The sequence below is a fragment of the Cytobacillus sp. EB106-05-05-XG126 genome, assembly GCF_058791715.1.
Window position 1 is genome coordinate 1360730 of sequence record NZ_JBYTDU010000001.1, and the last position, 12355, is coordinate 1373084.

Annotated in this window: 10 protein-coding genes; all 10 read right to left on the reverse strand. The window is 40.8% G+C overall.

Going from position 1 to position 12355, the window contains the following annotated elements; all coding sequences use genetic code 11:
• Positions 1-169 precede the first annotated feature (169 nt).
• Genes AC3WTL_RS06795 through AC3WTL_RS06840 form a run of 10 tightly spaced genes read right to left on the reverse strand, consistent with a single transcriptional unit; the run spans position 170 to position 12259 of the window.
• Positions 170-4558 (reverse strand): TIM-barrel domain-containing protein, encoded by a 4389-nt coding sequence (locus tag AC3WTL_RS06795; protein WP_248347050.1) that lies wholly within the window; start codon positions 4556-4558, stop codon positions 170-172.
• A gap of 32 nt (positions 4559-4590) precedes the next feature.
• Positions 4591-5544, reverse strand: a complete 954-nt coding sequence (gene pfkB, locus AC3WTL_RS06800) for a 1-phosphofructokinase (protein ID WP_492369238.1) — start codon at positions 5542-5544, stop codon at positions 4591-4593.
• Positions 5531-6394 (reverse strand): tagatose bisphosphate family class II aldolase, encoded by an 864-nt coding sequence (locus AC3WTL_RS06805; protein WP_197246257.1) that lies wholly within the window; start codon positions 6392-6394, stop codon positions 5531-5533. The genes pfkB and AC3WTL_RS06805 overlap by 14 nt, the downstream gene beginning before the upstream one ends.
• Positions 6373-7545, reverse strand: a complete 1173-nt coding sequence (gene nagA, locus AC3WTL_RS06810; protein ID WP_492369239.1) for an N-acetylglucosamine-6-phosphate deacetylase — start codon at positions 7543-7545, stop codon at positions 6373-6375. Before nagA ends, AC3WTL_RS06805 begins: the two co-directional genes overlap by 22 nt.
• A complete protein-coding gene (agaF, locus tag AC3WTL_RS06815; RefSeq protein ID WP_197207228.1) occupies positions 7545-7967 on the reverse strand; it encodes a PTS galactosamine/N-acetylgalactosamine transporter subunit IIA in 423 nt (140 codons plus the stop codon). Before agaF ends, nagA begins: the two co-directional genes overlap by 1 nt.
• A 22-nt stretch (positions 7968-7989) precedes the next feature.
• A complete protein-coding gene (locus AC3WTL_RS06820; protein ID WP_197246260.1) occupies positions 7990-8865 on the reverse strand; it encodes a PTS system mannose/fructose/sorbose family transporter subunit IID in 876 nt (291 codons plus the stop codon).
• Complete coding sequence (gene agaW, locus AC3WTL_RS06825; RefSeq protein ID WP_163141513.1) at positions 8855-9631, reverse strand: PTS N-acetylgalactosamine transporter subunit IIC; 777 nt, start codon at positions 9629-9631, stop codon at positions 8855-8857. The genes AC3WTL_RS06820 and agaW overlap by 11 nt, the downstream gene beginning before the upstream one ends.
• 20 nt (positions 9632-9651) lie before the next feature.
• Entirely contained in the window at positions 9652-10125 is a 474-nt protein-coding gene (agaV, locus tag AC3WTL_RS06830; RefSeq protein ID WP_222496875.1) for a PTS N-acetylgalactosamine transporter subunit IIB, read from the reverse strand.
• 20 nt (positions 10126-10145) lie between these two features.
• Positions 10146-11315, reverse strand: a complete 1170-nt coding sequence (locus tag AC3WTL_RS06835; RefSeq protein WP_197246263.1) for an SIS domain-containing protein — start codon at positions 11313-11315, stop codon at positions 10146-10148.
• A gap of 32 nt (positions 11316-11347) precedes the next feature.
• The gene (locus tag AC3WTL_RS06840; RefSeq protein ID WP_197246265.1) at positions 11348-12259 is read right to left on the reverse strand and encodes an ROK family protein; all 912 of its coding nucleotides are present in this window, start codon (positions 12257-12259) and stop codon (positions 11348-11350) included.
• Positions 12260-12355: the final 96 nt, after the last annotated feature.

Below are 12355 nucleotides of genomic sequence, written 5' to 3' on the forward strand. Positions count from 1 at the left end.
TAACATATCGATCATTACCAGTCAAGATAACCATGAAAACCCCCTCTATCTATTTAGTCTGAAAAATCCGTTTTTACATATGAATGCCTTTTTAAATGATCTCTTAAAATCCTAACGAAGAAAACCATGGAACTATCCATGGCTTCCTTCAATTCTTTTATTATTGCTCTCAATTGGCGACGTTTCTCTCCCAGAATTGTACTTCTGAAACCGAAAGCATAAGCGGTCCGCTATGAGATTCTTCAAAAATAATTTTCACTTTGGCAAGCTTTTTCCCATCTGGAATTTGAGTATATTCAGATAAATGGTAGGTGACAGATTTATCTGTTGAGAGGACCTCCTTTTCTCCCAAATCGTACTCATTCCCATCTTCATCATAAGCTTTTGCACGGAGAACTTTGATTTTTCCATTGGTATATAACGGTCTGTTGAATACCTCAAATCTCGTAAGTACTGTAGGACTATTAAAGCTAAAATCAACTTCTAATGGCAGAGAAATACCATCGGCTTCCGTGATGCTCCACTTTAGCTCAGCAAGGGAAGATTCACTTATTTCACCGTCAATCAATCGAGGAAATGCCTCAGCTCCATCCTGCATTTTATCCGCTTCACCAGATACGACGATATCCCTTGCTGTCAAAAGCAGTTCCTTCGGCTCATCAGGCTGCTCGACTTCTCCAGGCTCTTCTCCAGGCTTTAAAACATGGCCGATTTTATCGATGGCATCAAAACTCGTATTTACAAGCAAGGATCTAGTAATCGGAATATCAAACTCCAAATCTTTCTTTGCTTTCAGCTTAATGGCGGCCAGTGTAGATGTACCTTCTAGTGTCTCTAGAGAGCCTTTATTTGAAAAAGCAGCCATAATTCGTTGCTTATCATTGCCAATCCCTGCGAGTATCGAAAAATTCAACATATCCTGGGTAGTGTTAGAAGAATTGACAATTCTTTCGCCGCAGCCAGTTTCTTCCTCACACTCTTTAACGATGTCATACTTATTTGGATCTATTTCAAGTTCAAGGTTAAAAGCATTAATATCCTTCAGCCCTGCACCGATAACTTCGACAGTAAACTCTTCACCTGCTTTTAATTGCTGCTTATCAGGCCGAATGCTCAGCAATCCAGCTGCAGGACGATTAGTTGGCTGCAGCTGTGTCTCACCAAGCTGTCCTGCTACATACATTAAATCATAGGAATCAATCACGCCATTATAGTTAATATCAACTTTAGACACCTGATTCCAAGAAGTATCTGTGGTGTCCACACCCATATAACTGGCAAAGAAAAGCAGGTCCTCTTCGTCGATGGCACCATTAGGTATGTTTTCACCAACTACCATTCCTTCAGTTTTATCTTTTTTGTAAGGTCTGAATTCCTGTGCAGATCCGAATTTTCCCACAGCATCCTTAATCGTTAATTTAATATACCTTGCAGTTACCTCTTCGTTAAAATTAATCGTTTTTGTCTCATTGCTCCTAATAAAAGTCCCATCGGCAATAACATTTTTGTATGTCTTGCCATCAAGGCTGACATCCAGGTCATACTTAAGAATTGTTCCGTTCCCTGCATCCGGTCTAGGCACATACTCCAGCTTATCTAATTGATAGGCAAGCTTCATATCAATCTCAAACGTATGAGGAAGAACGTTTCCTGATCCCCAAGCTGTATGCCATTGTGTATTCTCATCACCGTCTACAGCTCTCAAGGCTTCGCTCCCAGGCTGATTGCTTGAAGCACTGGCTGTCATATTCTTCGGAACGTTTCTGTATCGATCAAGCTTGGTTTTTACGGTTATTTCATCACTCCAGTCTGATGCACCCTTTGTATTAACTGCCCTGATACTATATCTGTATTCAGTGTCAAAGTTTAGACCATCGTGCTCGAAAAACGGCTCCTCATTTTCTTTTTCCAAATAAACATTTTTGTATATCATTCCATTAATTTTAAGGTCATAGGAAAGATTTTCACCTTCAACTTTATTCCAATTAAGTTTTATGCTTTTATCTGTAATATTTTCATCTGCGGCTCCGAGTCCGGAAGGCGCATCAGGCACTTCTGTATCTTTTACTTCTTTTTCTTGAGCGTTGTTAAATCCATTTACCGTAAGCATCACTTGATTCTTGGTAATATCCGTTTTCCCAATCTTTACAAATAACTTCGGAGCAGTGGTCACCTTTGTTTTGGCGAACTCAGAGTCTTCCGTTGAATATTTATTAAGATTCGGGCTTTCATTGTAGAAATAAACATTTTCCGAGCGGCTGTATTCTTCCTCTGTTAAAGCTTTTCGCAATTTGATATTTTTGCCGCCAACCTTTACATTTACAGATTCAGGCTGCTTACGTGTATTTACAAGGAATTCGGTTCCTCTTTCCTTGACCATTCCTTTGTAGCCTTTTCCTTTTGCTTTGTGAACGGTAATCTTTACTTTATCCTTTGCGACTACAGATGAAATCTTGGTTTTTGTATTCTTTCCAGTTTTGTATTCAGTTGTTTTACCGTCATCCTCATAAAGAGTAAATTCAGATTTTCCAGCTGGATATACATCAAAAATTCGAGCTTCAGATCCATCCAGCTCATTAATCGAGTTGTTTTCAGGTGCCATCGGGATGATTGCTCCATTTTTCACGAAAACTGGTGTCTTCCACAATGGGGCGTCAAAATTATTTAAAACTGCTCCTCCCTGATACTGCTCACCTGTAAAATAATCGATCCAAGTCTGGTTAGAATCCGGCAAGTAGATTCCGTTTCTTACGCCAGCTTCATGATCCTTTTCATTGTAGACAGGCGCAATAAGCATATTTGGCCCCCACATATATTGATACTGTGTATCAGTGCCATACGTAAATGGATCTTCTGGATACTCCAGCATCATTCCCCGGACAGAAGGCATCGAAGTTGAAGTGGATTCTTCTGCAATCGTATAAATGTAAGGCATCATTTGGGCTTTTAGCTTAAGATACATGCGGTTTATGGAAGTATAAGGTTCGCCATAATTCCAAGGGTTTTTGGATTTGCTATAATCGTTCCCTGATGAAGCCCATCCATCCATATCAATTTGAATTGGCGAGAAAGCCTTCCATTGAAAATCTCTTGTCTGGATGACTGGATCTCCTCCGAAAATCCCATCCATATCCGATCCAACATTCGGATTGCCGGATAATCCCGCTCCAATGTATGTTGGAATATGCATGCGGATGTATTCCCACTCTCCTCCATACTGGTCACCAGACCAAAGGGTTGCATAACGCTGGGTGCCTGCCCATCCATCGAGACTAATCACAAACGGGCGCGCTCCGCCTGAGTTTTCCTGCTTTTCGATTCCTTCAGCAGCCTGACGTGTTGCGTTAAGAGCCATGGAATAGCCCTGTCCAACCCATGCAACATCCGTTTTAATAGCTCTTACTCCTGCCTTGACCTCACCATCAAGATCCCTGCGTAATGGGCTGTCCTCAGGCAGGTTCGGGTCTGGATATAAATTGCTTTGTGTCCATAGGCCTACTTCCACATCCTTGGCATTTGCTTCATCTGCAAATTCCCCTAAATTATCCAACCCTCCATATCCGCATCCATAGCCATCATTCGGCAAAAACCATCCGAGCGGCATATCCTTTGTGACATATTGATTTAACGTATCCAAGCCTTTACCAAGCAGGGTCCTCTGATCTTTATGGCCGTTATGAGTGCCATTAAAACAATCAGCATGCCCTAAATAAAAGGCATATTCTGGCATTAATGCCGCCTTTCCTGTCAGCTCGGTATATTCATTGATAATTTCCGGAATGGAATCTTCTACAAAATAATAAGCGTCAAAACGATTTTCCTGATGGGTGAACGTTGCCATCTTGGAAAAGTCATATACACCTGGTTTAAAGGTATTTCGCATCACTCCATATCCTTCAGTGCTCAAGTAAAATGGAACAGGACTTGATGCTGCACCGGCATCCCAGCCGCCTCCGATGGCGATATTAATTTTGTTGTTTTTGTGGGAGTAATAGCCGTTTTGCTGGCCTCCACCAAAGAAATATTCATCATCATTGGCATTTAGCGTCTGTACGGCTCTATTCGCTTCAAGAGAAAGCGGCTCCTTTTCACTCCAGATGACCTTGTTATTATGTTTATTGATCAGGCTCATTCTTGAGTCCGTTTTGGAAATTTTCAGTTCCAATACCTTTGTATATATCCTAAAAAAATCGGAATCTTCTTTTACCTTTACATTTACGGTTCCATATTCTTTTTGGTAGTCGTTTTTATCTTTATCCACGATTTTAGTCACATGGTCAGGCTTGTTTGGTGTTGGGTATTCAGGAAATTCACTGCTCGGATCCAGGTGAAGCCTAAAAACATTGTCTTTCAGAAAGCTTAATTTAATTCCTTGTCCAGAAGAGAAATCAAGATAAATATCACTGCCTTCTTTTTGTATCCCGCTAACTTTGCCGATGGAAGAAGTATTTGAAGTTTCTTCAGCATCAGCTGCATTGACTGGAATAAGCGATATGACCAATAGGAATGAAAGAAATATAGAGGCAAATCTTTTCAGTTTATTTCGCTTTCTTAACAATATACGGCACCTCCTCGATCTTTTGAAAAATTTTATAAACTGCCTGACCAAGCTGAGTTTATTGAGATTTGTTCAATCAACGTATTCAAGTTTTGCAGATTTATATATCCAGTCCTTTCTTCCAGTGCATTTGCTGCACCGCAAGCAGAAGCCAGGACCAGAGTATCCCTAATAGAATTTCCTTTTGAAAGTCCAGCGGCAAAACCTGCAACGAAAGAATCGCCAGACCCCACAGCGCTGACTGCTCGAATCTCTGCAGATATTACTTTCAGCTTTTTACCTTTATAGTAAACTAGGGATCCCCTTTCACCATCTGAAACAATCACAACCTCTATGCCATTCTCAGCAATCTTCTCCATCGCGTTCCAGATTTCTTCTTCTCGCTGGCAAGAACGGCCAAGAATCCCTTCAAGTTCCTCACGATTAGGTTTGATTAAATAAGGTCCATAGGGCAGGGATTCGGCTAGTGCCTCCCCGCTAGTATCCAGAAGAACTTTAATTCCATGATTTTTAGCTTCTTTTATCATCCATTGATAGAGACTGGACGATACTCCAAAGGGCAGGGAACCACTTACTATTAGGATTTGAGCTTCCGGTATTAAGATACGCAAGCGCTGCCTTAACTCTTCCTGCTCCACGTTGGAAATAAAAGGCCCTTCCTCAAGAACTTCTGTTTGGTTATTTCTGCTGTCAATGAAGGCCAGACATTGCCTTGTTTCACCAGCAATCTGAACAAACTCATTACGCACACCCAGCTTTGCCAGTTCATTCCGAATAAAGGTTCCGTTACTTCCGCCTAAAAAACCGGTTGCGGTCACACGTTCTCCAAGAATGCTCAAAACCCTTGTAACATTCAGTCCTTTCCCCCCTGCGGATTTGAGGGGGTTTTTCGTACGTGTGCTGCTTCCAGTCTTAAGGTATTCCAGGCGATAGACAGTATCTATAGCGGGGTTAAGGGTAACGGTTAAAATGCTAGGCTTTTCCATTGCTGCCACACATCAGGATTTTTTCAACCACTACTTCCTTCATGGCTTCTTTGCCTGGTGTCATGTATTTTCGAGGGTCATTTGCGTCAGGATTTTCATTAAAGTATTGTTTTACGGCATTGGAGAATGGAATTTTAAGATCTGTTGCAATGTTTACTTTGCAAATACCAAGTTTTATTGTTCGCTTTACCATCGCATCTGGGATATCGGAAGCCCCGTGAAGTACGAGAGGAATATTAACCACAGAGTGGATATCTTCCAGTCTCTCGAAGTCGATTTTTGGCTCTCCCTTGTATAAGCCATGAGCAGTACCAATAGCAACCGCTAAAGAGTCAATCCCAGTTAATTCTATAAATTCTCTAGCTTGTTCCGGATTAGTAAATTTTGCATCCTTTTCATCAACGACGAGGTCGTCCTCCACTCCGCCAAGACGTCCTAATTCAGCCTCGACAGAAACCCCATGTTCATGGGCATACTCGACCACTTGTTTTACGATCTTGACATTTTCATCGAAAGGATGATGGGAAGCATCTATCATCACAGACTTAAAACCGAAATCTATATATTTCTTGATTTCTTCAAAACTTTCAAAATGGTCCAGATGGAGTGCGATAGGAATCTCATATCTTTCTGCTGCAGCACTTCCCATTGACACCAAATAGTCACCGCCGGAGTAAGAAATTGTTCCAGGTGTGCTTGCAAGGATTACAGGAGAGTTCAATTCTGCAGCAGTATCAACAACAACCTGAAATGTTTCAAGATTGTGAATATTGAACGCTGGTATCGCGTATTTTTCTTCCGAGGCTTTATGGAACATTTCTACTGTATTTACAATTCTATTATTGCCCATTTTCTTTTCTCCTCCATAAAAACAACTTTTCCATTAACAAAGGTGGCTTTTACATTGAATGCTTTATCTATTACAGCAACATTCAATTTCTTGCCAATTTCAATTGTGCCGGTTTCTTCCCCAATACCGAGCAATTTAGCTTGATTTATTGTAGCCATTGGCAAAATACACTCAAGCGGCAGTCCAAGGACCTCCTTGGTGTTTTTTATGCACATCATTAAATTTGTCGTACTGCCTGCCAGGGATCCAGTCTCCAATGTTCTGGCAATACCTTCTCTTACTCTGACAGATTGGCTTCCCAGTTTATACTCCCCATCCGGTAAATCCGCAGCAACCATAGAGTCACTAATCAAAAGAATTTTGTCTGCTCCTTTGGTTTTGTAAAGCAGATTAATTCCTGCAGGATGGACATGTTCCAAATCAGCTATTAACTCACAGAAGTTTTTGTCATTTGTCAGGAATGCTCCAAGGCTTCCAGGATCACGGTGGCTGAATCCCCGCATACCATTGAACGTATGAACTGAAATATTTGCTCCGTATTCAATAGCCAGATTGGCAGTTTCATAGTCTGCATTTGTATGTCCCATCGAGACAAGGATACCTTTATCCTTCAGATATGGAATAACCTCTATAGCCATAGTCTTCTCCGGTGCCAACGTTAGAATTTTTATCGTATTTTGCGAAGCTTTTATCAACTCATCGAGTTCTTCAATTGTTATTTCCCGCATGTATTTCACAGGATGCGCCCCTCTATGCTCAGGGGTTATATATGGTCCTTCAACATAGGAACCAATGATTTCTGCTCCAGCAGTATTTCCAATTTGTCTGCCAATCTCTCTTACGGCAGCTTTTACTTTCTCAAAATCGTCCGTTAGGGTTGTGGGCAAAAAAGAAGTCACACCATGCCTTGCAAGAGATAACGAAATCTCCTGCAAAGCTTCCGGTGTTGCATCCATTGTGTCTTTCCCTGAAATTCCATGTATATGAATATCAATGAGCCCAGGGATAACGGCAAATCCCGAGAAATCATGTATCTGACAGTCTGGTTTCTCATTCGTCAGATCCTTGATTAGTCCATTCTCATAAACAACATATCCCGAATGTATTCGGCGGTTAGGGGTATAAATTGTGTCTGCAAAAATAGCCTCCATTAAATACCTGCCCCGTCTTTCTTTTGACGCCCTGATTTCTGGAAACATTTTATCGCTTCTTTTCCTGAAGTGATGGCTATTTCTTTTAGTTCGTCTATGGAGACATTGTCTTTCAAAATGGCGGTTTCCATAACCATTGCCAGATTTGCTCCGCCAATAACAGCTGTATCCTGTTTGTCGTTTGTTAGAGAAACAGCCGTTTTAAAGGGCGAACCTCCAACAAGGTCGCACAGAACGAGTACCCCATTGCAGCTCTTTAAGTTTGCCAATGCTGCTTTCAACTTTACTTCAAGATCTGATGTAGATTCTGATTCTAAGAAATCAACATACTCTATCCGCGGCTGTTCCCCTGCAATCAACTTCACTGAAGAGTGAAGACCTGCAGCAAAGGAACCATGCCCTGAAACAATTAAACCGTTCATTATTTTTCCTCCTCACTCCCGTTTAAAGAATAGTGCCGAATGGGAATGGTATCTTGCCAATAATGCCAATAACAACTGTAATCAGAATTAAAATAACAGGGGACAAGCCTCTTTTTAGCAAGTAATACATTAATAAGGTATAGCCTAACGGCAGCATGTTTGGCATGATCTTATCCAGCAAATCTTCCTGCAGGGCAATTTCAGCTTTGCCTGCATGAATGACCAGATTTGCCTTTAACTGCACAAATGAGGCAATAAGCCCGCCTACCACTGTCAAGCCAACGATAGAGGCAGCATGAGACACTTTCTTGGTGTTTTCTTTTAATGAGCTGATGGCATTGGTTCCAGCATTATAGCCATATCGCATAAGACCGAAGCGCAGTCCAAAATGGACGACATTGAATATAATAAGGAACACTAGTGCACCTATTGGATTGCCAGCTGCTCCGAGCGAAGCACCTATACCAACACAAATAGGCAGAAGTGTTAACCAAAACAAGGCATCCCCGATACCACCCAGGGGACCCATCATGGCAACCCGGATAGCACGTATGGTATTGCGGTTTTGTTTTCTCTCCTCCATTGCGAGGACAATTCCCATAATGATGTTTACTAGAAAAGGATGGGTATTAAAGAATTCCATATGGCTTTTCATTGATTCACTAAGGTCATGCTTATTTTTGTGAACCTTCTTTAGCCCTGGAAGAATAGAGTATAGCCAGCCTGCTGCCTGCATTCTTTCATAGTTGAAAGATGCCTGAAGCAATAGTGAGCGCCAGACCATTTTGTTGAGGTCTTTTTTTGTAATTAACTGTTCGGCTGAAGAATCTTCATAAAACTCAGGATTGTTTGCCTGAACAGAAATTTCCGGTTCAATCGCTGCATTTTCAGATGCCACGGCCTCTCGCCCCCCTCATAGCAGCTCCCTGGCCGCCAGATGTTTTATAAAAATCATACATAGCAATTGCCAGACCGATTAGCGCGACAGCAATAATCGGCATTTGTAAATACGTAACAAGGATGAATCCAACTATAAAATAGGCAATATACTGTTTCTTCAGCATAATTTTCAGCAGCATGGCAAACCCAATGGCTGCCATCATACCGCCAGCTGTACCGAGACCTGCAATGATCCAGGCAGGAAGTGATTCGACTACACTCTTGGCTGCATCAGCTCCAAAGTAGATTGGAAGGAATGCAACCACAAAATAGAAAACGAATAGTGTTGCTATTCCAAGGTAATTAATCCTGTCGATTCCTTTTGTATTTGCTTCTTCGGCATACTTGTCAGCTTTATGCATGACAGGTGAAAAGGCCGTAAACATTAATGTGATACAAGCCTGGACTGCAACGGCAAATGGAACGGCAACTCCTATTGCAACCTGAGGCTCCTGTCCAGTTAAAATCGCAAATGCTGTACCAATTATTCCGCCGATTACAACGTTTGGAGGCTGAGCTCCTGCAAGCGGTACCATTCCTGCCCATACTAATTCAATTGCAGCCCCGGTCATCACACCAGTAGGCAAATCGCCTAGAATTAACCCAACAATGACTCCAGTTACAATGGGGCGGTGAATGTGAAACAAACCGTTAAACAAGTCGATGCCGGCAATACCTGCCCAAATGGCAATCAACAATGCCTGAAGCAATATTTCCTGATCCATCCTTCACACCATCCTTTTCCTTAAAGGAATTTATAAATGTCATCTGGCCTTTCATCAGGAACACGGCGCACTTCGAGTTTCACACCATGTTCTTTTAGTTTGCGGAATGCTTCTTTGTCAGCATCATCAACAGAAACGGTCGAGTAAATTTGTGTCTTCCCTTCAGAATAGTGCATATTTCCAATATTCACTTTGTCGATCGGAACACCTCCTTCAACCAGCCTCAGAACATCTTGAGGAGTTTTAGACACTAAGAATATATTTTGATCTTCAGATGCATCATGAATAATGTCTGCAGTTGTCTGGATCGAGAAAAAACGGACACCGATTGCTTCAGGGACTACCATTTCCATTAAGTCTTGCTGTACTTCATCTTCAGCAACCTCATCATTGGCTACAACAATTAGGTTAGCCCCAAGGTGATTAACCCAGGTAACACCTACCTGACCATGGACAAGACGGTTATCAATACGAGTCAATAAAATGTTTGGCACTTTGTATTCCCCCTATTTTTTTAAAAGTTATATATGTTAACTCCTTTAACAACCCTATTAACCATTCCGGTTGGGCTAGGGTTATCAGGTGTCACACCCAGGTGGATGGAGTTAAACAACGCAAATAACTGACCAATAACTAAGTAATTCAAAGCAACCAGATGATCATCAAGGTGAATATTCTCCTGCTGAGGAATAATAAAAGCACAGTCGCATATTTCTTCGATTTCTTTATTATTTGTATTTGCAGCCGCCACAACTGTTTTACTGCCGCCGTCATTCTTTAACTCTTTTAATAAATCAATCTCGTATTTCCTTGTATAAGGATCATTAGATAGGAAAACAAAAATCAGCGTTTCGTCATCAACCAGTGACTTGGGACCATGTCTAAATCCAAGAACCGATTCATGAAAAGTTGGTATTTTTCCGGATGTAAGTTCAAGATGCTTTAAACTTGCCTCCTGTGACAACCCTTTTAATGTTGACGAACCAAGATACACAACCCTTTTCTTATTGAGGCTGACAAGATTCTTAACCGTTTTATATTGCTGGGTTAATATTCTTTTTGCATTCTCAGAAACTACTTCTATTTTTCTCTTAAACTCTTCCAATCGATCCAATTGGAAAGTCAGAAGAGCGGATATGTACATACAGCTAAAAGAGCTGGTCATTGCAAAGCCCTGGTCATTTGATTCTTCTGGCATTAGAAGGACCAAGGTATTCTCATCTTTTCCAGCTTCTTTTGCAAGCTGTCCTTCAGGATTGCATGTGATGATAATTTGGCTTATATTGTTAATCAGTTTCTTAGCTAAAAAGTATGTAGCAACTGATTCAGGACTATTTCCGCTTCTAGCAAAGGAGACAAGTAGAGTAGGAACTTCCTTCTTAAAATAATTCAAGGGATTGGTAACAATATCGGTAGTCGAGATTGAGTCAATTTGATTAGGGAGTTCTTTTCGCAATACAGGCGATAAAGTATCCCCTACATATGCAGATGTTCCTGCACCAGTAAAAATAATCCGTGCCTTGTTGGAATGTATCTTTTCGCTGATAAAATGCTCAATTTCCACTTTTTGTTTTTCAATAATTCCAACTGTCTGAAGCCAAAGATCTGGTTGTTGATAAATCTCTTTTACAGTGTGTTTAGCCCCTTTTATTTCTTCATCATGTAAACTTTTCACAAAACTCATAGTTTTTCACTCCATTCTAGTTATCTACTTTGTTATGATGGATTCTTTTCCAACCTTTGTCTCTCAGCTGTATAAAGACATCCGAATAATCCAGCATCACCTTTCAACTTGCTTAACTGAATCCTTTCCTCAATCCCTTTTTGAAGCGGATTTTGCACCATGTGTTCTAGTTCCTGTTTAATAAGAGTTAAGAATTCAGGCTGGTTAATAATAACGCCTCCACCCATCACCACTAAATGAGGATCAATTAAAGTAAAAATTTGATGTAATCCTCTTGCTATGCACTTTGCAGCTCTTTGAATTATTTTCTCTGCAATAGGGTCTTTCCGATAATAAAGATCCATAACACCAGCTGAGGTTAATTGCGGATTTAATAATTTCTTCGCACTTTCCCTAATAGCAGTTCCGGAGGCAAGATTCTCTAAACTTATGAGATCATCACCATTCTCTAAAAGAGTCAAACCGATTTCGCCAGCAATTCCAGCTCCGCGCAGAAACTTGCCTTCTGATAAAAGACATGCGGAAATACCAGTGCTAACCGTTACATATGCAAAGGTTTCCTTTTCCATCTCCCATTCAATCCATTCGCCATAAGCTGCCATGTAAACATCGTTATCCATCGCTATTTTTGCATTAGGAAAGTATTTTTTGAATTTGTTTCTAAGTGGAAAATTCCTCCACGGAAGATTATTTTGATAAACAGCAAGACCATTTACCGAATCCACCTTGCCTGGAATCCCCAATCCAATTAACCTTATTTCTTCAGGTTTTAGTTTTTCGGCTTCCAATATTTGAAAAAACATGGCAAGTATACAATCAAATAATGCATTTTCATCAAGTGATACACTTTCAGCCTGCATTCGATGTTTTAAAGATTTTTCTTTATTAGAAACCAAGGCAGAAGCAACTTTTGTACCGCCTATGTCGGCTACTAATGCTGTCATTATTCCTTCTCCTTTCTATATAATCTTCTCGGTTATTTTTATTATTCATTATTAACAGTCAATGGGTAGTCGGGTTGTTGGTACAAGTTAAAAGAA